The sequence below is a fragment of the Natrialba asiatica DSM 12278 genome (assembly GCF_000337555.1).
In the GTDB taxonomy this organism is placed as follows: domain Archaea; phylum Halobacteriota; class Halobacteria; order Halobacteriales; family Natrialbaceae; genus Natrialba; species Natrialba asiatica.
The window spans coordinates 1-24035 of the sequence record NZ_AOIO01000026.1; the positions used below are offsets into that span (position 1 = coordinate 1).

The window sequence follows — 24035 nt, forward strand, 5'->3', positions numbered from 1 at the left end:
CTGAACTCGACTCGTCGGTGAGTCGCCGAGCGGCCTCCCCCGTAGCATCGCCGGGCGTGATGGGGCCGACGGAGAGATCGAGTTCGGCGGCGGCGAGCCGAGAGAGGACGCCGGCGGCGGCCGTGCCGGTACCGATGAGGTGGACGCGAGCGGGCTTCGAGCGGGAGTTGTCGCGAGCCTCGCTAGTGCGATTCCCGGTCCCGAGGGCAACCGAGTCTCGTGCGGAAGCGTCGGGAAGCGCCGTTACCGTTTCCGTCCCCGTGATCGGGTTCGTCGTCACCGTCGCCGTCGCGTCGAAGGCCTCGGCGAGGGTCTCGGCCGTGAGCACGCTGGAGGGGGTGCCAACGTCGTGTACCGCGCCGTCCGCCAGCAACACGAGGCGGTCGCAGTACCGCGCCGCCAGGTCTAGGTCGTGGATCGCCGCGACGGCCGTCCGCCCCGAATCGACGAGTTCGCGGACGAGTTCGAGCGTTTCGACCTGGTGGTTTACGTCGAGGCTGGCCGTGGGTTCGTCGAGCAACAGCGCGGGCGTCTCCTGGGCGATGGCACGCGCGAGGACGACGCGCTGGCGCTGGCCGCCGCTGATTTCGTCGATAGGTCTGTCCGCCAGTTTCGCCGTTCGCGTCCGCTCGAGCGCTCGTTCGACTGCGGCGCGATCGGCGGGCGTCGGCGACGAGAACCGGGAGCGGTGGGGATGTCGCCCCATTTCGACCACGTCCCGAACCGGGAACGCAAACGACAGCGAGGTGTCCTGCGGGACGACAGCGACGAGCCGACTGGACGCCCGAGAAGAGACGCCGTGAACGTCGACCTCGTCCACGGAGACCGTTCCCGCGCCGGGTTCGAGCGCGCCGCTGATCGCTCGCAGGAGCGTCGTCTTGCCGGCTCCGTTCGGCCCGACGACGCCGACGAACTCTCCCGGCTCGACCGAGAGGGAGACGTTCTCGAGCACGGGCACGTCGCCGAACGACAGCGAGAGACCGTCGATGGTGATCGGTGCGGGTTCGAGTGGCGTTGTCGCCATCTCTGTCTCTGTTTCCGTCGCTGTCTCCGTCTCTGCCTCTGTCTTCGTCGCCGACTCGACTCCGTTCTCGCGTGCGCTCTCACCCGCGTTAGCGTCCCTTGGCGTCGGCGATTCGGTCACAGCGAGTTCACCTCCCGGCGAACGAGCAAGAAGAGGAAAAACGGCGCGCCAACGAACGCGGTGACGATGCCGACGGGGACCTCGGCCGGGCCGATGCGAGCGACCGTGTCCGTCGCGACGAGGAACGACGCCCCGGCGAGCGCGCTCGTCGGGAGCAAAATCCGGTGGTCCGGGCCGACGATCAGCCGCATGATGTGGGGAACGACGAGGCCGACGAAGCCGATGACCCCGGCGACCGCGACGCCCGCCGCGGTGATGATACTCGAGAGCGCGAGCAAGAGGAGCTTGGTTCGCTCAACGTCTACGCCGAGGTGATGGGCGTCCTCCTCGCCGAGCAAGAGTACGTTCAACTCGCGGGCGTAGGCTCCCAGAACGAAGACGCCGAGCAGCGCCACCGGCAGCGCGAAGCGAACGTCGCTCCATGTGGTGTTGCTCAGGTGGCCCATCATCCAGACGACGGCCCGTCGTAAGTCGTCGCCGCTGTGGACCAACATGTACGAGATCAGCGCGCCCAAAAAGGCCTGAATCGCGACGCCGGCCAAAAGCAGCGTCGCGACCGGCGTTCGCCCACCCTCGGTTGCAATCCCGTAGACGAGAAACGCGGTCCCGAGCGCGCCGACGAACGCCGAGAGGTGAACGCTCGAGAACGGCGCGAGCACGGGAAACGCGATCGCGGCGACGGCCCCCGCCGCCGCACCCGAGGAGACGCCGATGATAGAGGGGTCCGCGAGCGGATTCCGGAAGAATCCCTGCATGACCGTCCCCGCGGCGGCCAGCGAGAAGCCGACCGTCGCGGCCAGCGCGATCCGCGGAAGCCGAATCGTCTCGACGATCAACTGGTGTGTGCCCGCCACCTCGAAATCGAAGACGCCGGTGAACTCGAGCGTCGGTACCGCCGTCGAGAAACCGAGCACCGGAACGATGGTGGTGCCCGTCGACACGCCGGTGGGAACGGCGATCGCGTTGAGCGCGGCCATCGCGACCGTTACCGGATCGATCCTGACCGGGCCGAGCGCGGCGCTACCGAGTGCGACGACGACGAGCAGAACCGTCAATCCCGCCGACCACGACACCGTCCGGCTCGGTCGGTACATACGCTACAACCACGATTGCTTTAGCCAAATATTTGTTGAAGTACGCCCCATCACGGTGCAATGCGACGCCATTTCATCCTCGCACTGACCGTCATCGCCGTGGTCGCTGCAGCCGTGGCAACACCCGCAGCGGCTGCCGGTTCGTTCGCACAGACACAGACGCAGACGCAGATGCAGACACACCCTCCGTCACAGTCGCAGGCCCAGGCACAGCCACAAACCGCAATCCAAACGCAGAACGACACGCCAACCTGTGACTACCCGATCGAGGTGACCGACGCGACGGGCGAGACGATCACGATCGACGAGGCACCCGCCTCCGTCGTCGCGCTCCAGGCCAGCGACGCCCAGACGATGTTCGAAATCGGCGCGGCGGACCGCCTCGACGGCCTCCCGTACAGCCCCGCGACCAGCGAACTCGACCGCGGCGACCGAACGGACGTCGGCGACGGCTGGGATGTCGACCACGAACAGGTCATCGCCGCCGAACCCGATCTCGTCCTGGCCGCGAACGCGACAAACGAGGACGACATCGAAACCCTGCGCGAGGAGGCCGGACTCACCGTCTACCACTTCTCCGAAGCCGAATCCATCGACGACGTTCGCCAGAACGTCTTCCGGACCGGCGAACTCGTCGGCGAGTGCGAGGGTGCCCAGGACACCGTCGACTGGATGGACGACCAACTCGCAGTCGTCGACGCCGCGCTCGAAGACGCCGACCGGCCGCTCGCGTACTACGCGATGCCCGATGGCTGGACCGCCGGTTCGAATACGTTCGTCCACGACGTGCTGACGACTGCAGGACTCGAGAACGTCGCCGAGGAGGCCGGCATCGAGGGCTACCGAGACATCAACTCGGAGACGGTGGTCGACGAGGATCCCGAATGGATCATCTACCCCGACGACGCAAACGATGAGCCACCGATCCCAGACGCACTCCAGGCGACCACCGCCGCCGAACAGGACAACGTCGTCGCCGTCAACGCGAACCAGTTGAACCAGCCCGCACCCCACGTCGTCTCCGCAGTCGTCTCCATCGTCGAAGAAATCCACCCCGAGGCCTACGAGGAGGCCAGCGCCGAACTCGAGAGTTCACCCGCCGCGAACGAGAGCGGGACAGACGGGGGCGACGACGCCGATGGCGGCGACTCGATCCCCGGATTCGGCGTGCCAGCGGCTATCGGTGCCGCTCTCGTCACGCTTACCGCACTCGGCGCTCGAGCGCGGCGTCGCTAGCGCTCTCGGCTGGCGACGACCGAAGTTGAAAAAGGTTTACTCACCCCCCGACACACGAACGAGCATGGTCGAGAACGTTATCTGGCCCGCCTATCTCGATGTTGCCCTCTCGCGGGCCGACGGACGGCGCGTGTCGGAGGACTTGGCAGTCGAGGAGCCATCGGTCGACGAAATCGCAAAGGCCGTCCAACAGATCGGCTACGACGCGACGATCGAGCGGGACAAGGCCTACTCGCGAGAGCCGTGGGCCGACCGCGGCCGAGTCGTCGTCCGCGGTGCGGACGATTCGTCGAAGAACGACCTCGTCCAGGCCGTGGCGGCGTACGTCGTCGCGATGCGCGAGTAACCGAGACGCAACGCCCATACTCACCGGCCCCGACTGAACTCCTAATGAAACGAATCGGAACGGTCGTTCGCACGTCCCAGGGATTGGCGGTCCTGCGAGCAGATGCCACCGAGAACAGCACCGACGATGGCGCGGTTGAAGACGAACGCAGCCACCGGATCGGCACGACTGCGCTCGACGACTCCCTCGCGGAAGTCGGCCGCGTCGTCGATGTCTTCGGTCCCGTCGACCAGCCCTATCTGGCCGTCACACCGAACGACGACGTACACCTGCCGTCGCTCGTCGGTTCGACGCTGTACGCCAGATAACGCCGAGGCGCAACGCGCCCAGCCACCGTCTTGCTCTCGATCCGTTGCAACTTCGGGCGCCGTTCATCCCGCGAAACCGGATGCACTCACCGCGGAATGGGAAGAACTGACCGTCAGAGTTGCGCAGAAATCTCGTCGGCCACCGCAGTGGCCATGAACGCAATCACGCGGTCCCCGGTTTGAATGACGGTTCCGCCGCGAGGCGTTCGGAGCGTTCCGCCGCGGATCACCGCGCCGACGACGAACTCTTGTGGCAGTTCGGTATCCGCGCCCTGGATCGTACTGCCGGCCAAGATACTCTCCTCGTCGACTTCGATCTCGAGAACTTCCGCCTCGTCGTGCTCCAGGACAGCGACCTTCTCCGGACCGCCCTCGTAGATCGTCTGAAGTATCTCTCCGGCTACGATATCCTGCGGGTGAACCACCACGTCGAGCCCCGTCGATTCGAACAGGTCGATGACGTCGCGATCGTCGACAACTTCGACGGTTTGCTCCACACCCAGTTCACGAGCCAGTTTTGCAAGCAGGTAGTTCGTGTCGTCGTCGACCGTGCCGACGAGCAGGTCCGCCTCGGCGAGGTGGTCTCGCGCGAATCCGTCGACATCCGTCGCGTCGGCTTCGACGACGGTCGAGGTGCCCAACTGATTGGCAAGCCGGGCAACTCGTTCCGGATCGTGCTCGATGACCTCCGGAGCGAACCCGCGGTCTTCGAACAGTCGAGCGACGTTGTATCCGAGGGTGTCGCCGCCGGCGATAACGATGTCGTCATCCGGTTGCAACGTCGGCCGGTTGGACACGTCCTTGGCAAACCTGCTCACGCCGTGCGTACTGCCGATGACGACGAGACAATCGTCCGCTTCGATCGTCGTCTCGCCGTTCGGGATGAGCAACTTCCCATCGCGGACGATCGCAGCGAACGTCACCGACGGATACTGATCGGCCTCGGCGACGGACTGTCCGGCGACGGCCGTCTCCGCCCCGATGTCGAACTCGGCAACTTCCGCCGTTCCATCGGCGAATGTATCGACGGCCTTTGCCCCCGGTAATGCAACGGATCGAACGAGCGACTGCGCGGAGAGCAAGTCAATACACAGCATCGCATCTACCCCGAGTCCCTCGTCGAACGATTGCCAGGCTCGATAGAGACCGACATCCTTGACTCGGGCGATCGTATGCGGATCGGTGGCTTCTTTCGCCGCATTACAGACCATCACGTTGGTCGCATCGCTATCGGTACTTGCCACGACGATATCCGCTTCGGACAGGCCCGCCTCGTCGAGCGTCCCGACGGATCGACCGTCACCGACAACGCCTGCAAGCGCCGCGTCAGCGGTGAGTGCATCGACTCGTTCCGAATCGCGGTCGATGACCGTAACAGCGTGCGAATCGGCGAGGTCGCGTGCAATGTTGGTCCCAACGTCTCCTGCACCGACGATGAGGATGCGCATAGTTTTAGTTCGCGTACCAGAGGAAAGAACCTTGTGGGGTGTGTGTCTGTCACACACATCTACCTTACTCCCCCCTCCTGACGACACACCGAGTTCGGTCGTCGACCGTACGTCCTCAACCGTCCACCGGACATCCCAAACGGGGAGCCGTTCACAGTGCGACCACGAACGGCGACGACCGGGCCGGAGACGAAAACACCCATACCATCACGCGCCAAACCTCGCGCCATGAACGACCGGATGCGAGTCGGTGCTGCCGTCGGCGTAACCGTCTTGCTGTTTCTCGGCGTCCAACTCGGCGCCCTGGCCCTTACGGAACCGTTCTACGAATCCGGCCACCAGGCCGTCGAGAATCCCGAGGACCCCACCAATAGTATCGCCTACATCGCGGTCATCCTCGTCGCAACCGCGCTCATGCTCGCCGCCTTCAAGTACGACCTCCAGGGGCTCATCCGCGCGCTCATCATCGGCGTCAGCATCATGATCGCCTGGTACGTCTTCGCCGAACTCGTGCCGCCGGTGGTCACCGCCGGTGCGGCGGGCGTGAACGTCCTCGCCGTCCTCGCCGCGGTCGGCGTCGGGGCCGCGCTCCTGTTCTATCCCGAGTGGTACGTCATCGACACCGCGGGCGTGGTGATGGGTGCCGGAGCGGCCGCCCTCTTCGGGATCAGTTTCGGTCTCCTTCCTGCACTCTTGCTCCTCTCGGTGCTCGCCGTTTACGATGCGATCAGCGTCTACGGCACCGAGCACATGCTCGATCTCGCCGAGGGCGTCATGGACCTCAAAATCCCGGTCGTGCTCGTCATCCCGACGACGCTGTCGTACTCGTACCTCTCGTCCGCGGACGAGCGCGAGAACGGATCCGGTGACGGCGACGGCGACGGTCAGGGTGCGGACGCTCCCGACGCCGACACCAGCGCCGAAACGACGCCCGAGACCCCCACAGAAGATGCTCCAGATGCGCGGGAGGGCCAGCGCGACGCGCTGTTCATCGGACTCGGCGACGCCGTTATTCCGACGATCCTCGTCGTCAGCGCGGCCTACTTCGTCGACAAAGGGGCCCTCGACGTCCCCGGACTCACGCTGAACCTGCCGGCACTCGGCGCGCTTTTGGGAACGATGGTGGGACTCATCGCGCTCATGGCGATGGTCGTCCGCGGCCGGGCACACGCCGGCCTGCCGCTGCTCAACGGCGGTGCCATCGGCGGCTACCTCATCGGTGCACTCGCGAGCGGCCTGTCGATCGCGGCCGCACTCGGCCTGTAACGGTACCCACTTTTCGTCACGGTCGCCCCTAGTCAGTGCGGTTCGATAATCGCTTGCGACGTCTCTCCAAGACTCGGACGCCTCTCACTACTCTTCGACGAGTTCAACGTCGCCGTCCTCCCGGTCGAGGTCGTCTCCGTGCTCGACCCCGTCGATGAGCGTATCGATCCGGTCGACCTCGTCCTCGCGTTGCAGGCGCTGGATATCCGGCGCGACGCCGACGAGGACGAGGTGGTCGCCCTCGCTGGTGAGCTGGGCAACGTCGACGAAAATCTCGACCTCGCCGATACTGGCGTGCGTCGCCGTCCCCGGAAACGTCTCGACGCTAACCGGCTGACCGAACGGCTCGGCGGTCCGTCGTTCGACGACGCGATCGTCGATCGTGAACTCGTCGTACTGGTTCTGGACGCGACCGATGAGTTCGGAATTGGACATGTCGCTGATGGGGTTGAGTTGCGTATCGAGGAATCCGATCTGGGGCGTCGTCGCGACGCCGAAGACGCCGGCGGCCGGCGTCTCGTCGCCGAAGAGACCGGCGAGCGCATCGATCGTCCGCGTGTACTCACTTGCGTAGTTCGTCGCCTCGATCGGCTGACCGGCAACCGTCTCGGTTTCGATCACTTCTCGCGTGCCTTGATACTCGTAGTCGGCCGTTTCGAGGGCTGTCGACGAGACGATCGCCGGCGTCGCAGAAACCGAGGTTACGTCTTCGAGCGTGCCGCCGAGACAGCCGGCTGACAGTCCCAGCCCGCTCACTGCGGCGGCTGCGACGAACGCCCGGCGATCCATACGCGCTCGACGACGAGCGGCGGCAAAATAGCCGCGCCTGCCATCACCCGGTGATGACCCGATACTGCGCTGTCGAACCTGCCCGCAGCGTTACTCCTTCTCGCCCGACGGCAACCGATGCGTCGGTCCCTCGTCCGTATCCTGTACCTCGATTCCGAGCGCCTCGAGTTCGTCGCGCAGGTCGTCGGCGCGCTCGTAGTTGCCGCTGTCGCGCTCGCGTTCGCGCACGTCGAGCACGAGGTCGACGACCTCGCCGGCGAGGGCGGCGCTGCCGGTCGTGTCGCCCGCGAAGGAGAGTCCGAGGATGCTGCCCAGTTCTTCGAGGGCGTCGACGGCCTGGCAGAGACCACGGTAGTCGTAGCCCTTGTCCTCGTCCGCTTTCTCACTCTCACTTTCACTCTCGCTGTCGCCGACCGCCGGCTCGTCCGCTTCGAGGTGCCGATTCGCCGCCGAGGCGATCGACAGCAGCGCCGACTGCGCCTCGCGCGTGTTGAAGTCGTCGTTCATCGCAGCCCTGAACTCGTCTCGGGCCGTCGAGACGGCCCTCCGAAGCTGCTCGTCCTCGATTTTCGTCCGCGCGTCCGGCGAGTCGACGGCCTCGGCGGCCGCCTCGTGGGCGCGCTCGAGTTGGTCCCAGCGTTCCTCGGCCTCGGTGATAGTCTCGTCCGAATACAGCTGCGTGCTGTTGTACGAGCCCGCCGTCAGGAACGTCCGCAGGACGTTCGTCCCCCACCGGTCGACCGCCTCGTCGACGGTGACGAAATTGCCCAGGCTCGAGGACATCTTCTCGTCGGCCATCTGGAAGAGTTCGCAGTGGAGCCAGTAGTTGGCAAAGCGCTCGCCGGTCGCGGCTTCGGACTGGGCGATTTCGTTTTCGTGGTGGGGGAAGACGAGGTCGCGGCCGCCGACGTGGATGTCGAGCGTCTCGTCCAGGTGGGTCATGCTCATCGCGGAGCACTCGATGTGCCAGCCGGGACGGCCCTCGCCCCAGGGGGAGTCCCAGGTTTGCCCCGCGGGCGGGTCGCCGCCGTGGTCGACGCCCTCGTGGCGGTGTTCGGCCACCGCGTCCGCGTCGACGCCGTCGGCCTTCCAGAGCGCGAAGTCGGCGGGATGGCGCTTCTCCGAGCGCTCGTCGGGATCGCCCTGAGACTCGATCTCGTCTATGTCCTGGTTCGAAAGCGTGCCGTAGTCCTCGAAACTGGTCACGTCGAAGTAGACCGAGCCGTTCGATTCGTAGGCGTAGCCTTTCTCGACCAGCGTCTCGACGAGGTCGATAATTTCGGGGACGTGCTCCGAAACGCGCGGGTAGACCTCCGCACGCAGGAGGTTGAGCGAGCGCATGTCCGCGAGCGTCCGCCCGATGTACGTCTCGGCCACGTCGGCCTCGTCCTCGCCCAGGTCGTCTTCGCCGACGCGGGCGACGATCTTCTCGTTTACGTCCGTAAAGTTCTCGACGTGGCGCACGTCGTAGCCGATGAACTCGAGCCAGCGGTGCATGACGTCGACGTGGACCCACGAGCGAGCGTGGCCCAGATGGGGTGGGTCGGAGACCGTCAGGCCACAGTAGTAGAGCAAGACGTGCTCGGGGTCCTGTGGCTCGAACGGCTCCGTTTCACCCGTCAACGTGTTCGTCACGTGTAGGGTCATTACGAAGGTGTACCCGTGGCCCGTAGTTAAACGCTGCCAATGCCGTACTGCGGGCCGACAGTGTATCGAGATCGGCAGACTACGTCGCAGGAACGTATTCGAGTGCGCCCTCGACCGTCCGGACCGCGTTCGCGCCGTCGAGGCGATCGACGATCACGATAAGCGTCTCGTCTCCGACGGCGGCCGCCACCGTGTCGATCTCAGCCAGTTCGAGCCGTTCGAGTGTTGTCGCCAGTGCCATCGCGTCGACCGCACCCGTCCCGTAGATCGCCGTCAGGTCACCGCCGGTCGACCCGAACGGCGTGCCGCCGACGGTGACGAGTTCACTGGCGGGATCGTCGCCGTCGACGATTCCGATACCGCTTTCCATTCTGACGGTGACCTCGCACGAGTCGGGGTCGTACGCCGGCAGTTCTTCGGCGTACCGACGCAGTGCCGTGGCAATCGCGTCTACGTCGCCCTCGACGTCGAGGAATCTCGCGGCGGCGGTGTAGTTGAGGACACCCGCTCGAAGAGCGGTGACGAGAAACGGGTGAACCTCGACTGCACGGCGCGTCTCGGCTGCCAGTGACATTCCGTCCGGGTGCTCGAACCCGGCACGTATAAAGACGCCGACTGTGCTCGGACGCCGAGCGGTCGCGCGACGACGACCGGGGCGCTTTTGCCCCGAGCGCACAAGTTTCCCGGTATGGATCCAGCGGATGTCGCAGCCATCATCGAATCGGAACTCGCAGACGCCGAGGCGACGGTTTCGCGCGCCCGCGGCGAACACGACGACGACCATCTGACGGCCACCGTCGTCTCCCCCGCGTTCGAGGGCCAGTCGCTGGTCCAGCAACACCAGCAGGTCTACGACGCCCTCGACGACCACATGACGACCGATATTCACGCGCTCGAACTCTCGACGTACACGCCCGACGAGTACGAGGAGTGACTGGCTGGAAGCGGAAGCCGGAGGTACTGACGAGTTCAGTCGAGGCTGCCGAAACCGTCGGGAGTCGTCGGTAGTCAGCATGCGACGCCGGACGGAACTCCGACTCTCGAATCCGGAACCGCAGGTTTCTCCTGCTCTCCTGATACGATAATCGTATGGAATCGCTTCACACCCGGATCAGACTGCTCTGGATCGTCGAGGTGACGATCGGTGCAGTCGTCCTCGGAATCGTCCTCGCCGCCGTCAATTCGCTGTTCATCAGCGTGCCGGTCGCCGCGCAGGCCGGGGTCGTCGTCGTGGGCATCGTCCTCGGGAGCGCATACGCCGTTCGGCGCTACCAGGTCTGGCAGTTCGACCTCCAACCCGACGCGCTCTACCTCGAACGCGGCGTCGTGACGTTCGTCGAAACCGCCGTCCCCTTCGTCCGCGTCCAGCACGTCGACACCCAGTTCGGACCGATCGAACGCATCCTCGGCCTCTCGAGCGTCGTCGTCTACACCGCCGGCACGCGAAACGCCGACGTTCGCATTCCCGGACTCACACCTGACCGCGCGCGCGAACTACAGGATACGCTTCGCGACCTCGCCGTCGAGAGCGAGGCCGACGACGCCGTCTGAACTCGATAGTATGAGTGACTCAATGAATCGACTGCATCCGCTCAGTGCGGTGACGTACGCCCTGCAGCACGGGTTCGTCTGGCTCTGGATTCCGGTGACGCTGCTGCTCGTTCTGGCGGGCGTGTTCGACCCGATTCGCGCGGGGTGGATTCCCTTCGTCGCACCGATTGGCTTTCTCGCGGGGGTCGCCTACGGCGTCGTCTATTACTACCGATTCGGGTACGCCGTGACGTCGGACACCGTCGATGTCTCTTCGGGTGTCGTCGCCCGTCGGTCACGCGAAATCCCCTACAGGCGCATCCAGAACGTCGACATCAAACAGGGCGTTATTCAGCGAGTGCTCGGTCTCGCCGTCGTCTCGATCGAAACCGCCGGCGGCGGCGACAGCGAAGCGACGCTAAACTTCGTCGGCGAGGCCGAGGCGACGCGGCTACAGCGGGAGATCCGCCGCCGGACTGCGGACAGCCGGGAGCGGCGGCGGTCTCGGGACGAGCAGACGACGGAATCGGAAGCGACGACCGACGCGAGTGAACTCGCCGATACCGGACCGTCTGGCGAGTCGCCTTCGTCTCCAGTTCGAACGCCCGACCCCGAGTCATCCTCGCCGTCTGCGGGGCCCGAACCGGGCGAACCGGGCGAACCGGGTGAACCGGATGAGCCGAGTGACACGGGTACGGACGAGTTCAGTGAGCAGCGACGACACCCGCTGTTCGCCCTGCAGTCGCGCGAACTGTTGTTGTACTCGTTTACGTCCGTCCGGGCCGCGGCGGTTGCAGGGGTGATGTTCGTCTTCTTTCTCGCGACGGACTCGATTTTCGACTACCTGTTGACCGTGGCCGAACCGGTCGGCGGGCCGGCGGATCTCGGCAGCGGGACGGTGGGGAGTTACGGCGTCTTGACACTGGTATCGTTACTGAACGCGATCGGCGTCACGTACCTGTTGAGCGTCGCCTACACGTTCGGAACGTACTACGACTTCCAGCTCGGTCGGGTCGGCGAGGATTTCGTTTACGAGCGCGGCCTGTTACAGCGCTATAGCGGCTCCATTCCGTCGGAGAAGGTCCAGTCGGTGACGATTACGGATAATCCGCTCCAGCGGCTGATCGGCTACGCCGGGCTGTGGGTCGAGACCGCCGGGTACGGCCCGGACAGCAACGGCGGCAGTCAGTCGGCCGTTCCGCTCGCCAGACGAGAACGCGTCCACACGTTTACGGAGAACCTGACCGGCGTCGAGACGCCGACGTTTCAGCGACCGCCACCGCTCGCCCGGCGGCGCTATCTCGCCCGCTACTCGCTGCTTGCCGGTCTGATCGTTCTGGTCGCGTTCGGAATTACGCAGGTGACGATCTTCGATCGCTGGTACCTCGCCGCCGTCGTCTTCCTCGCGGTCCCGCCGGCGGCGCACCTGCGCTACGTCCACCTCGGCTACTACGTCGGCGACGATCACATCGTGATTCGCCGCGGCTTCTGGAAACGACAGACGACCGTGATCCCCTACTACCGAATCCAGACGGTCTCGACGCGCCGATCGGTCTTCCAGCGTCGACTCGGCCTGGCCTCGCTCGTCATCGACACCGCGAGTTCGCGGACGATGACTCGATCCGCGCCCCGGATCTACGATATCGAACTTGCGGATGCGCGGGAGACCCATCAGACCAGCCGCAAGCGATTACAAACGGCGCTTCGAGAGCGCGCGGCCGCGGACGATCCGGGTGTTTCGGTGGATTTTACCTGACTGACCGAGTGGCCCCGCGTATGGGATCTACAGACGGTACCGACGGCGGCGAACCCGGAGACAACGGCGAGTTCCGCATCGAGGAGGACAGCCTCGGCGAGATGGAGGTTCCGACGGACGCCTACTGGGGCGCACAGACCCAGCGGGCGATCGAGAACTTTCCGATCTCGGGCATCTCGTTCAGTCGCCGCTTCGTCCGCGGACTCGGCGTCGTCAAGAAGGCCGCCGCACAGGCAAACCGCGACCTCGGCCTGATCGAAGACGACGTCGCGCAGGCGATCATCGAGGCCGCAGACGAGGTCATCGCCGGCGAACACGACGACCAGTTCCCGGTCGACATCTTCCAGACCGGCTCCGGTACCTCGTCGAACATGAACGCCAACGAGGTCATCGCCAACCGCGCCGCCGAGCTCATGGGCGCGGAGATCGGCGACCGCGTCGTGCACCCGAACGACCACGTCAACTACGGCCAGTCTTCCAACGACGTGATCCCGACCGCGATGCACGTCGCTTCCCTCGAAGCCGTCGAAAAGGACGTTATCCCCGCTCTCGACACGCTGCGCGAGGCGCTCGATGAGAAAGCAGACGAGTTCGACGACGTCGTCAAAACCGGCCGCACGCACCTACAGGACGCAACTCCGGTCACGCTCGGCCAGGAGTTCTCCGGCTATCGGACGCAGGTCGAAAAGGGACTCTCCCGCGTCGACAAGGCTCGCGAGCACCTCGCCGAACTCGCACTCGGCGGCACCGCGACGGGAACCGGCCTCAACACCCACGAAGAGTTCCCCGGCCGCGCGGCCGAGTACATCACCAAGGAAACCGGCGTCCAGTTCCGCGAGGCCGACAACCACTTCGAAGCTCAGGCGGCCCACGACGCGATGAGCGAGGCTCACGGCGCGCTTCGAGTGATTGCGGGTTCGTTGAACAAGATCGCCAACGACCTGCGCCTGCTCGCCTCCGGGCCGCGCAACGGTCTCGGCGAGATCGAACAGCCCGAGAACCAACCCGGCTCCTCGATCATGCCCGGCAAGATCAACCCGGTCGTCGCCGAAGCCGTCAACCAGGTCCACAAACAGGTCGTCGGCAACGACGCCGCCGTCTCCGCCGGCGCTGCGGAGGGCCAGATCGATCTCAACCTCTACAAGCCCGTCCTGGCGCACAACTTCCTCGAGTCCGCCGAACTCATCTCGAACGCGAGCCAGGTCTTCGCCACCCGGTTCGTCGATCCGCTCGAGGCGAACGAGGAGTACTGCGCGGACCGCGTCGAACAGTCGATGGCGATGGCCACCTCGCTGAACGTCCACATCGGCTACGACAAGGCCAGCGAGGTCGCGAAGACGGCCCTCAAGGAGGGCAAGACCGTCCGCGAAGTCGTCCTCGAAAAGGGCTACCTCGACGAGGACGAGGCCGACGAAGTGCTCGACCCTGCGAAGATGACCGAACGCGGCATCCTCGGTCAAGACGACTAACCTGAGCCTGCCCGATTCTCTTTCCGCTCGGGCGCTTCTCTAACGCCACCTTTCCAACGCCGTCCTCTGAAAGTCGCTCTCCTTTCTGGCCCCTGATGCGAATTTTTGCGTTCTTGCTAGTCTCGTGTGCTCCGCTCTCTGTGCTTGCACGTACCAACAATCGATGTACTCGCTTCTGCGTAGTATCAGCACCTGATCAGTATTTATTTCAGAACGACAGAAAACGAATCAGCCTAATGGAGCCGTATCACCGATGATTTCTGCGGAATAAAAATACCCAAGCAGTTTTGGGGGATGCTCGCGTCAGACATAATATGCACACCTGTCGTAACTGCAACCAGTCGTTTCAGACTGAACTCGAACTCGAACTTCACCGCGACACTTGTCAGGATGACCAATTGTTCTGTCAGGTCTGTGGCGACCGTTTTCGAGAAGGCGACGCCACACAGGATGGGTGGCACTACGAGTGCCCGAACGAAAACTGCGACGGCGACGGTCTCCAGCAGGATCTCTACCGCGTCGAAGACGTCCGCGCTGCGACGCACTGAACTCGGTTTCGTCTAGCACAGGTACCCCGTTCTCTTCCTGTAGTCCTCGAGTGCTACCCCATTGACTCTTTCCTGTTTCAGTTCTCTACACTTCCTCGCACGCGGTGATGGTGGGCACCGTATTGATATATCGATATTGAATTTATTAGCTCGAAACCACACGCCATAAATATAATATAATCAATATGAAGCGCCGGTTCACTACGTACTAGCGCCCGATTGCGACCGTCGCTTACCGTCGCCGACTGTCCGACATCTCCTCGCCGATCCGGTATTCACCCTCGAATCTGCGGGTCGGAAGACAGCACCCCAATAGATACCGAAAGATGCGTCTCGGTTTCCGAGTTCACCTACCGCCCCCGTCACGTTCGAGCCGTTCTTGAGGCAAGTACCAGTAGCTCGAGCGGTACATCAGTCGCCCTCGCCGTAGTCGCCGTTCGAATTTGACTACGTCCGTACTGACGATGTGGGTCTGCCAACTGAACTCCTCGCGAGGTATCGGTCTTTAATCCGGCTGTCGACCGAGGACGATCTCCCGCCTTCGGCAACGGCCCGCAACGGTCTGTGTCCGGTCCCTGTATCGAATTCGGACTGTCCGTTCTCGCCATTGCTGTAACAGTATTCCGAGGAGCTACTGCTTGCCGCACCGATCCGGTTCGAATGCGGCACCGTCAGCGTTATCGCTCCGTCTCCCCTAGCGGGATTACTACCTCAACTGGCTACCGCTGTCGATCGCGGGGAATTCGAACTCGAACTGAACTCGGGGACGAGTGTCTCGACACTGCCGTCCGGCGGCTATCGTACCCTGTTGGTCTACCGCCGCACGAACGGACTGTAAGCGCCCTAATCAGCCGCCTCGTTCGATCTTCGTTTCTATCGTTCGGGCACTTCGCCGGTTCACAGACGACTCTCACAGGTCCGCCTTCCGCTCTTTCTCACCGCTGAATTACTGGTCGTTCGTTGGCCACACGCTGTCGTATCTCCCGACCTTGTTCTCGATTCGAGAGTATCGCAATCCGAACCGGTCTGGGGCACTACTCGCACCGGCAGCACCGCCAAAAGAACCGATGCCAGTCGAAACGCTCTCTCCAAATTTACCCCATTCCCTCTCGATAGTGTTGTCCCGACAAACTCTAACAGAGCCAGTCGTCTCCGGTTGATCCACATTCGTCCCTTGCGTTCCACTCGGATGGATCGACCCTCAATTCCATACCGTCCAAACAGTGTGTATCGATCTGCTCGCTGTCGTTCGGCGTGATTCTCGATCGAGAATTACGAGTACATTCAACCGAACAATTCTGACTCTGCCATCGGGTTCGTCGTTTCTCCGATTGCCGACACCGGGCCGTTCTCTTCGCTCTCGAGAAGATCAATATCCGAACTCATAGAACTACTATTGAATTCACTGTATCTTGACTCATGTACCGTTATAGATTCTAATCTCGATCTGAATCACTATAATCGCGACACTAGTAGTGACAATAGATGAGATAAACTCACTTAGCTCGAATAATGGGAATGTTGAATATCACGGCGTGTAATGACTATCGTATGAGCGATTCGGCTGATACAACTAGAAAATCTGTGAAGACGTACGTCCCAGCATATCAGAAAGACGAATGGCAATCTCACGCTAACGAACTCGATATGAGTCAGAGCGAGTTCGTTCGGACGATGGTCCAAGCCGGTCGAAAGGGACTCGAACCCGCAACAGCGGAACCCGAATCTACGGGGTCAAACCCCGGGGGTGACGGCCTCGAAACACAGGTCCTCGAATTGTTGTCGGCTGACTCGTATTCGTGGGACGAACTCCTCGAGGGGGTCAGCGACGACATCGAGTCGCGACTCGACGAGACGCTCGAGCAACTGCAGGCGGACAACCGCATTCGATACAGCGGCCGCCACGGCGGCTACACAACGACCGGTGATGGTGATAGTGATGGCAACTGAGGGGACCCAGGAAGTGGATTCCCCGATCGCGTACTTCCTCGACGATCAGCGCTACCACGGGAAGAGCGAACGGACGCTCGAGGCCTACGAGCGCGTCCTTCGGCAATTCGAGTTCTTCGTCGAACGGGAGTTCGAGGCGATCGAGACCGTTGAAGACGCGGATCGGCGAGCCTGTATGGCCTGGATCCACTCCCTTCGCGGCCAGTTCGAATCGAGTACGATCGCGACGTATGCGTCCTATCTCAACCGCTTTTACGACTATATGACCCGCATCGGTGCGTTTGACGAGAATCCGATGGCACTCGTCATGGAAGAACTGTCCGAATCTATCGATACGAACCCGACCAGACGGGAACTCTCCATCAGCGACATGCAGGCGTTCGTCGCCTCGATCGTCCATCCACTCGAGCGGGCTGTCGTTGTCATGTTACTAAAGACGGGGATGCGCGTCGGCGAACTCTGTAACCTCGATTTGCGAGATTTACACGATGAGTTCACCTCACTCGAACTCGAGTGGACGCCTCGCGTTGAACTCGATCAACGGCCCTCGTCAGTATATGTGTCTGCAGAGCCGGCACGCGGGACCGTGGTGAACGGCGAGGAGCGGACGGCCTCGAACAAGCGAAAACGAGAGACCGTTGTTCCAGTCGATACTGAGTTACAGTCGGTCTTACGCGAGTGGTTGGCTATCCGCCCCGATCCGGTCTCACCGGCGAGGGCGCTGTTTCTCGATACCGGTGAGACGTGGGGCGAGCGCTTGACGCCGTCCGATGTGCGCTATATCGTCGAGAAACACGCTCGCGAACAGGGGTGGTACCGAACTGGCGGCGGAACAACTGAAAACGTCACGCCGCATTACTTCCGACACTTCTTCACGACTCACTTACGTGACCGGACGGGGGATCGCGGTATCGTTCAGTATCTCCGCGGTGACGTTGCCGGCGACGTGATCGATACGTACACCCACAACTGGGGTAATCGTGTTCGAGAGACCTATCTCGATCATATTTACCGGGTAACAGTCTAGTTTCTTCCCATATGCGGATGAGATGTCATTTAGTCGCGTGATGACGTTGTCTGTTCTCAATCGGATAAACCGTATTCAGATATATGGAATTCGGGGATTCCGACCCCCCGACTTTGAAGGATGGTTTTGTAAACGACTTTTCACGTGTGTTGTGACGTAATTTGTAAAGTAGCGCCGAGAGACGAGTTCACTGGTATGCTACTAAATCCATAAAACGGAGCTAAGATGTCCTGAGAACGGAAGGGGTGCCCGCGATCAACATTCTGTGATTCCTTTCCGGACGAATGCGCGGTGAGCTATCAATACCGACTCCGAGACGGTTAGGAAGGAACGAATACAGTTGTCTCGAATTCGAGAGTCTCGGTCGATCGCCGGTTAGTTGCTGTCGGGGATTTCTACGGTCTTCGTCTGTTTAGGTGGTTGAGAGGTGACGTCGGATGAAGCTGATTCTTTCGGAGTCTGCTGGGGTTCGTCGCTCCGGTCTGCACTGTGCCACGTCTCGGTGGGGAGTTCACGCTCTTCGATGGCGTTCTCGAGGTCGCGCATGAACGTCGCGACGGTGTTGCCCATGATATAGACAGGGCGTTCGTTCTCCAACAGCGATTGGAGCACGTCGCCAGCCGGTGTCTCCGTCTCGTGAACCGTGACGGGGAACGCCGCCTTCCGAGCGAACGCACTCGTCGTTCCGCCCGCGACGTGGACGCGGTCAAAGACCGGTTCATCCTGGTCGTACAGGTCATTGAGGTAGTGCAGGAACGAAACTGATCGCCCCCGTCGGTCGCCGCGGAGGTAGAGGAACGGTTCGATACGGTCTATGGCCGGGTCTTTTGCGAAGAGTGCCTGGCGTATCATCTCCGTGCTCTGGACGTCGTTGACTTCCGCTGCGTTGTAGACGCGTCCGTCGGCGAGCTGTCGCCATTCGACATCCATTCGGTCGCGGTACACTGCGAGTTCATCGTCCGTCAGCGGAACCTCGTCGATAGCCCGCAGGATTTCGTTGAGCGCGTAGATCGACTCGATGCCGGGAATGTGTTCGTATTCTTCGGGGACCGTGACGTGGCTCACGGTTGCGTTTCGGCGGTTGATTTCGGTTTCGAGAAACTCCCGTATGTGTGGATCCTGTTCGGCGTTAATGACGTGGGTGCCTTCCGGAATCGCTCGAACCAATCCGCGGGCGACCTTGTACCGGTCGCTACCGAGGGTCGACAGGTGGTCCTCGCGAACGTTGCTCAACACGACGACGTCCGGATCGACGAACCGAGCGTTTACCATTCGGGTAGTGTACGAGGTAATCGCCTGGTTTTCGACGATTAGGGCATCGTCCGGCGTGTGCGAACGGATCTCTCGTTCGTTCTCGTAGAGCGTGACCCGGTGTCTGCGAGAAATCGGATGGGTCTCTCCCGAATGGATCGAGACCGGACGGTTGCCGGTTACCTTTGCAAGCACGTCGTACTCCCTGTCGTAAAGGATGTCGTATACCCATCGGGTGAGACTCGATTTGCCGCGAGTTCCCGAGATCACGATCTGCGTATCGATGTCGTCGAATCGACGCGTGTGGCGTAGCCCGCGAAGACACGCGTGTTTCACGCCGTTGATGGTTTTTCCGATCGTGCTTACGATGTTCGTTTCGCGAGCCATGTCGAGGGGAGAGTTTGCGTTTTCCTGTTTGTCGCTCATGCGAGCACCTGCCTGGAGTGGTAGTTGGCAACCGCTTGTCGACGCGTTTCGAGACGGTGCACACAGTAAATGCCGAACAGAACCGCGCCGAGAAGGACGGCGAATTCGGCGGCGGACACCGTGGTCAGTATGCCGGTCTCCCGCGGTTCAACGAACGTTCTCGTCCCGGCGAGAAGCAGGGCGTAAAGCGCCGCTGCGAGGGCAACCGATTCGAGGCGTTCGGCGGGCGCGACGCGGTGGTAGTTGTACGCACTGATTCCCGCGAGCAGGACCGTGAAGTAAAGCGAGAAGCCGACGGTGGCGGGGGCAACGGACGCGACGAGAACGCCGTATCCCATCGCCGTGATGACGCTGAGGCTTAACAAGACGCGTCCGTAGATCAGGGTGATCGCGTTGATCGCCGTAATGGACGCGTAGACCACGACCACGCCGGCGATGAACACGCCGAGCGTCCACGCGTTCACGATCGAAAGGGCGACGAGAAGCGGAATCGCGATCAGCCCGCCCAGTCGGACGCCCCATCGAGCGTGTGCCATCTCGGAGAAGACGAGTCCGACGAGGAACAGACCGAGCATCCAGATCCGATCTAGAGTCGTCGTCATCGGGACCGAACCGGCGACTGCGTTTCGATACTGAGCGATGTCGGAGGCCGGTGTAAAGAGGATTGACGTGAGGCTCGAGCGGAGTTGCGTGGCGAGCGTCGGCGAAACGAGCGCAGCCGCGATAGCCACTAATCCGACGAAAAGTCCGGCGCTCACGAGGAGATCGAGACGGCGATCCTCCGGATCGAGTTTGTGATAGTTGTAGGCGGCAATACCGGGTAAGATCGTCCCGGTGAACGCGAGTTCGACCGTGGAGCCGAGGATCGCCCACCGATTGAAAACGAGCGCGAGAGTCACCGGACCGAGCGCGCCGGCGGCGAGACTCACGAGCAGTAGTTGGCGGCCGTAAATCAGCGTGTGCCGTCGAATAAGACCGACCAGGCAGTACGCGAGAGTCGCCGTGACGAGGAAAAGCGGCAGTGCTTCGAACGAATACAGCGTGTACACGGCAAGAAGCGGGACGACGATCACACCGCCCATTCGAAGCCCTCGGTACTGTGTGACGCCGATACCGATCGCAATTCCGAGAATTGTAATTGCTGCTGCAACGATCATGTACTACGCTCCGTTCGGCTGTTCGCAGATTTCTGTTCCGCAGTGTGGCTGTAGCGAAGTTCGTAACCGGTACGAATCGCCGTATATTTTGTCATATACGCAGTTGGAAAGTTGTGATGAGAACGACTTAATACTTTATACCATGTTCTTTAATTTTGTATTTTCAAATTAGTTACTCCATTAACACTAATGGCTATAAGCAATAGTGATATCTATTGCCATGCAGTCTGGGATGGACTTACGGAGACATCTATATTTCTATGGAATTGTGGTATAAACTCTTTCCAACGGGTATATCGTTCTATTTAGTCTCTCTACGAAAACGTGTCAGGTAGAAGATCCTAAACGCATATGGTATTTTAACTGTCTGCCGCCCCGGTCCCTGCCGCTCGTCGATTCCGCGCCGTGGTCGGGCGCAGCGAGCCCGTTCCCGACGACTACTATTCGACGCCGAGTTCCGTGTCGAGATCGCCACCGTTCAATAACGCGCGAACGTCCCGTACTGCGGTAGTTACTTCGGGAGTGCTCTCTAGCAGGACGGTTTCACTCGGGAACAACTGTTCGCCAAGAAGCAGTCCGTGCTCGCGGGCGGTCGAACCCGTTACCGTCAGGTAGACGCCGATTCCGGTATCGGCGATCGCCGCCTCCTCTTCGCGACCGTCGGCCGGATACTTGAACTCGATATCTTCGAGCGCGCTCGTCCCAAGGACGGCCCGGACGAGTCGTTCGTATCGCGGTTCGATGCAGAGCGGGCCGTCGTACTCGGCGAGAAAGTCCCGGTCGAGCGACGTCGCAGATGGGACCGCCTCGGGACTGCCCATCAGCGTGTGATAGACGGTATCCCCGAGTCCGGTGACGACCTGCACGTCAGTATCTGCGGGATCGATTCGGGCGTTTACGTCGGCGATTCGGTCGAGCGGGTCGGGTCGGAGTTCGACGACTTCCTCCAGCACGAGGTCGGCACTGTCGAACCCGAGTGCGAACTCGTGGGTTCGAAGCGATCGAAACGGTTCCTCGCGTCCGACGAGTTGAATTTCGGTATCGTCGGTGGGTACGTCGAGACCGGTGGCGTCGTCGAGCGGGATCGTCACGCTGTCGAAGACGATTCGACGGGGCTTTCCGGCGCGGGTGTCCCGAACGAGGGTGTATTCGGGTTCGGTCGGGTCGTCGACGGCGCTGTAGTCGGCGAGACGATGGTAGACGTTTTCCTCCGAAGCATCGAGCGTTCCCTTGGTCAGGGCCTTTTCGTGGCGAAGCGTCGACGAAATCTCGTCTGCGAGGTCGGCGATATCGAGTCGACTTGCCAGGCGGTCGAGGACCGACTCGAGCGGTCGTCCTTTTCGAGGAACAGCGATCGGGATCGTCTCGCCCATCGACGAATTCTCACCCGGCGAGAGATAAACGAGTTGCGTTTCGTGCGGTAGTTCCGTGGGTCCGTTTCTCAGGACGTTCGCCGCTGTCTCCCGTCGCCCGGGCGATTGGCGAGATACTACGGCAATAGAGACTTACGAATCCGAGAACATCGACCCCAGCTGGTCGCGCCACTCCTGAATGTCGGTGACCTCCGAACGAACGTCGTCGAGTTCGTCTTCGACGGTTTCGAGGTCATCTTCTACCGTTTCGACGTCTGATTCGACGGTCGACACGTCGGATTTGACGGCGTCGATCTCCGTCGAGAGATCGTCGATGGACGCGGACAGGTCGCTCTCGAGGCTGTCGACAGTTTCGGCGAGATCGTCGACGCGCGAATCGACGCTGGAAACGTCGTCGTCGACGCCGTCGAGGTCGGCTTCCAGTTGCTCGACATCGGAATCGACAGTATCGAGATCGGTCGCGACATCGTCCACGTCGGTTTCGATGCGATCAGTCCGAGAGTCGAGTTCGTCGACGGTGTCCGCGGTAGTCGCGAGGTCGTCCTCGATGTCGGTGGTCCACTCGGTCAGCGTTTCGACTTCGGTTTCGAGGGTCGTGACCTGCGAGTGGGTTCCCGAGAGGCGGTCATCCATCGATGCAAGATCGTCCTCGAAGGCGGCGAGTTCACTTCTGAACTCGTCGATGATCTGCTCGTCGGTGCCGTTCTCGCCGAGGAACGTTTCGAGGGCGTCCGTGTAGGCGGCGACCTCCTCGACTCGGGACTGGAGGTGGTCGATTCTGGCGAGATCGGCGCTCGTCGGCGTGGTCGTGTCGGGTTCGGTGGCTTCGTCGTCCGCGTCCGCGCTGTCGAGTTCGGTTCGGAGGACCGCGAGGTCGTCCTCGTCGAGATCGTCGTTGCGGATCTCGGCTGCGAGTTGCGCGCCGAGCGGGCGGGCGGTGTCTGCGTCTGTCTCTGCTCCCGCGTCCGGGGCCGCGTCAGATTCAGGCACTGCGTCGGTATCGGACGAATCGGTTGCAGCGCCAGCAGCGTCCGTCTCCGTTTCCATCCCCGTCGGTGGGGCGTCAGTGTCGTCGGTGTCAGCCGGGGCGGTCTCGGGCTCGGGTTCCGCTTTCTCGGCCGACTCACCTGTCACCGGCGTCTCGTCGTCTTCGTCCGCGTCGGTCGACGCAGCCGCGTCGTCCGCGCCCTCGAGTTCGTCGGCGGTGTCGGTCTCGTCTTCCTCGGGTGCGGTGTCAGCCGGGTCGCCGCCGTCGTCCGTCTCGTCATCCAGATCGAGTTCGAGTTCCGGGCCGTCATCGTCCGGTTCGAGTTCGAGCGCTTCGGCGTCGGATTCGTCCGCGTCCGCGTCCGTGTCGGCTGTCGACTCGTCGCTGAGTGCACTCGAGATCGTTTCGTCCTCGTCGAGATCGGTGAGGTCGTCGTCCTCGAACCCGAGGTCGATGTCCGGCGTCTCGTCGGATCCGTCATCGGACGGTTCCGAGTCGGGTTCCGTGTCGATACTGCCGAGGTCCAGGTCCAGATCGCCGGACTCTTCGAGCGCGTCGGCCTCGTCGTCGGGCGTCAGATCGAGCGATTCGGTCTCGTCTTCGAGTTCAAGATCGAGGTCGCCATCGGAAGGCGTCTCGGCTGCGTCGTCGTCCATTTCGGTAGCTGTCGTGTCTGCAGTCGGCTCGTCGGTCGCTTCGTCGTGATCGGGATTGGGGTCAGGATTAGGATCGGCGTCCGTCGACTCTTCGTCGAGCCCCGGCACGGAGCCGGACTCACCGGCGATCATATCTTTGACTGCCTGCGTGCGTTCGTCGGAGACGATGCTGTCGATGATGGCGTCGTCGACCTCGTCACCACCGGTGCTGGCGTCGGCCTCGGAACTGACCTCGACGATTTCCGGTTCGGTGAGGAATTCGGGGACCGTCTCCTCGTCGTCGATTCGAATGCCGTACACCGTCACGAGTTCGTCGCCCGGGTCGAGCGTGTGGGTGAACTCGACGCGGTTGTCCTGGAAGGCGGTCCAGTCCTCGCTGTAGTGGTCGGGGTGGAACCCGACCTTGTCCATCGGGAACGATTCGGGGATGTCTTCGGAGAGTCGGAATGCGACCTGCTCGTCGTGCTCCGATTCGATCTCGAACCGGAGGGCAGGTACGGGAAACTCGTCCGCCGCGAACGTCTTTTGGACGGTCAACCCGTCGGCACTGACCTCGATCACGTCGTCCGTGTCGGCGGTGCTACTCATGGGACCAACGTTACTAGACCATTACTATAAATGATACG

Annotated in this window: 20 protein-coding genes and 1 pseudogene; 11 read left to right on the forward strand and 10 right to left on the reverse strand. The window is 62.3% G+C overall.

The window, feature by feature from the left end:
• Window positions 1-559: 559 nt before the first annotated feature.
• Both C481_RS23320 and btuC read right to left on the reverse strand, forming a co-directional pair.
• Window positions 560-937 (reverse strand): annotated as a pseudogene (locus C481_RS23320) (ABC transporter ATP-binding protein); the annotation flags it as partial.
• A 203-nt stretch (window positions 938-1140) separates the two neighbouring features.
• Complete coding sequence (gene btuC / locus C481_RS10135) at window positions 1141-2238, reverse strand: vitamin B12 ABC transporter permease BtuC (protein WP_006109105.1); 1098 nt, start codon at window positions 2236-2238, stop codon at window positions 1141-1143.
• Between the two features lie 60 nt (window positions 2239-2298).
• Between btuC and C481_RS10140 the strand changes: the two genes are divergently transcribed.
• From C481_RS10140 to C481_RS10150, 3 genes are all read left to right on the forward strand, one after another.
• Complete coding sequence (locus C481_RS10140) at window positions 2299-3474, forward strand: PGF-CTERM-anchored ABC transporter substrate-binding protein (RefSeq protein WP_006109106.1); 1176 nt, start codon at window positions 2299-2301, stop codon at window positions 3472-3474.
• A 64-nt stretch (window positions 3475-3538) separates the two neighbouring features.
• The gene (srp19, locus tag C481_RS10145) at window positions 3539-3820 is read left to right on the forward strand and encodes a signal recognition particle subunit SRP19 (RefSeq protein ID WP_006109107.1); all 282 of its coding nucleotides are present in this window, start codon (window positions 3539-3541) and stop codon (window positions 3818-3820) included.
• 44 nt (window positions 3821-3864) lie between these two features.
• A complete protein-coding gene (locus C481_RS10150) occupies window positions 3865-4128 on the forward strand; it encodes an H/ACA ribonucleoprotein complex subunit GAR1 (RefSeq protein ID WP_006109108.1) in 264 nt (87 codons plus the stop codon).
• A gap of 113 nt (window positions 4129-4241) precedes the next feature.
• Here C481_RS10150 and trkA read toward each other — a convergent pair whose 3' ends face one another.
• Complete coding sequence (gene trkA, locus C481_RS10155; RefSeq protein ID WP_006109109.1) at window positions 4242-5576, reverse strand: Trk system potassium transporter TrkA; 1335 nt, start codon at window positions 5574-5576, stop codon at window positions 4242-4244.
• A gap of 228 nt (window positions 5577-5804) precedes the next feature.
• Between trkA and C481_RS10160 the strand changes: the two genes are divergently transcribed.
• Window positions 5805-6842: a presenilin family intramembrane aspartyl protease PSH gene (locus tag C481_RS10160; protein WP_006109110.1), complete on the forward strand. Its 1038-nt coding sequence runs from the start codon at window positions 5805-5807 to the stop codon at window positions 6840-6842.
• 87 nt (window positions 6843-6929) lie between these two features.
• Here C481_RS10160 and C481_RS10165 read toward each other — a convergent pair whose 3' ends face one another.
• The 3 genes from C481_RS10165 to C481_RS10175 all read right to left on the reverse strand — a co-directional run bounded on the left by C481_RS10165 (window position 6930) and on the right by C481_RS10175 (window position 9852).
• Window positions 6930-7631 carry a DUF6517 family protein gene (locus tag C481_RS10165; protein ID WP_006109111.1) on the reverse strand — a complete coding sequence of 234 codons (702 nt, stop codon included), beginning with the start codon at window positions 7629-7631 and terminating at the stop codon, window positions 6930-6932.
• A gap of 90 nt (window positions 7632-7721) precedes the next feature.
• Complete coding sequence (cysS, locus tag C481_RS10170; protein ID WP_006109112.1) at window positions 7722-9278, reverse strand: cysteine--tRNA ligase; 1557 nt, start codon at window positions 9276-9278, stop codon at window positions 7722-7724.
• A 79-nt stretch (window positions 9279-9357) separates the two neighbouring features.
• Entirely contained in the window at window positions 9358-9852 is a 495-nt protein-coding gene (locus C481_RS10175) for a DUF7523 family protein (RefSeq protein WP_006109113.1), read from the reverse strand.
• A 114-nt stretch (window positions 9853-9966) separates the two neighbouring features.
• On the opposite strand from C481_RS10175, the gene C481_RS10180 reads away from it, so the two are divergent.
• From C481_RS10180 to C481_RS10210, 7 genes are all read left to right on the forward strand, one after another.
• Window positions 9967-10212 carry a BolA family protein gene (locus C481_RS10180; RefSeq protein ID WP_006827436.1) on the forward strand — a complete coding sequence of 82 codons (246 nt, stop codon included), beginning with the start codon at window positions 9967-9969 and terminating at the stop codon, window positions 10210-10212.
• 155 nt (window positions 10213-10367) lie between these two features.
• Window positions 10368-10829: a PH domain-containing protein gene (locus C481_RS10185; protein WP_006109115.1), complete on the forward strand. Its 462-nt coding sequence runs from the start codon at window positions 10368-10370 to the stop codon at window positions 10827-10829.
• Window positions 10830-10839: 10 nt separating this feature from the next.
• A complete protein-coding gene (locus C481_RS10190) occupies window positions 10840-12564 on the forward strand; it encodes a PH domain-containing protein (RefSeq protein WP_083860911.1) in 1725 nt (574 codons plus the stop codon).
• Window positions 12565-12584: 20 nt separating this feature from the next.
• Window positions 12585-14033 (forward strand): class II fumarate hydratase, encoded by a 1449-nt coding sequence (locus C481_RS10195; RefSeq protein WP_006109117.1) that lies wholly within the window; start codon window positions 12585-12587, stop codon window positions 14031-14033.
• A 314-nt stretch (window positions 14034-14347) separates the two neighbouring features.
• The gene (locus C481_RS10200; protein WP_006109118.1) at window positions 14348-14581 is read left to right on the forward strand and encodes a hypothetical protein; all 234 of its coding nucleotides are present in this window, start codon (window positions 14348-14350) and stop codon (window positions 14579-14581) included.
• 1551 nt (window positions 14582-16132) lie between these two features.
• Complete coding sequence (locus C481_RS10205; protein ID WP_049904585.1) at window positions 16133-16531, forward strand: DUF5805 domain-containing protein; 399 nt, start codon at window positions 16133-16135, stop codon at window positions 16529-16531.
• A complete protein-coding gene (locus tag C481_RS10210) occupies window positions 16521-17558 on the forward strand; it encodes a tyrosine-type recombinase/integrase (protein ID WP_006109120.1) in 1038 nt (345 codons plus the stop codon). Before C481_RS10205 ends, C481_RS10210 begins: the two co-directional genes overlap by 11 nt.
• Window positions 17559-17933: 375 nt before the next feature.
• Here the strand turns inward: C481_RS10210 and C481_RS10215 are convergent, their stop codons facing one another.
• From C481_RS10215 to C481_RS10230, 4 genes are all read right to left on the reverse strand, one after another.
• Entirely contained in the window at window positions 17934-19235 is a 1302-nt protein-coding gene (locus C481_RS10215; RefSeq protein ID WP_006109121.1) for a Mur ligase family protein, read from the reverse strand.
• Complete coding sequence (locus tag C481_RS10220) at window positions 19232-20392, reverse strand: poly-gamma-glutamate biosynthesis protein PgsC/CapC (RefSeq protein ID WP_006109122.1); 1161 nt, start codon at window positions 20390-20392, stop codon at window positions 19232-19234. The genes C481_RS10215 and C481_RS10220 overlap by 4 nt, the downstream gene beginning before the upstream one ends.
• A 440-nt stretch (window positions 20393-20832) precedes the next feature.
• On the reverse strand, window positions 20833-21765 hold the full coding sequence (locus C481_RS10225) for a hypothetical protein (RefSeq protein ID WP_006109123.1): 933 nt from the start codon (window positions 21763-21765) through the stop codon (window positions 20833-20835).
• A 132-nt stretch (window positions 21766-21897) separates the two neighbouring features.
• The gene (locus tag C481_RS10230; RefSeq protein WP_006109124.1) at window positions 21898-23997 is read right to left on the reverse strand and encodes a midas domain-containing protein; all 2100 of its coding nucleotides are present in this window, start codon (window positions 23995-23997) and stop codon (window positions 21898-21900) included.
• Window positions 23998-24035 lie beyond the last annotated feature (38 nt).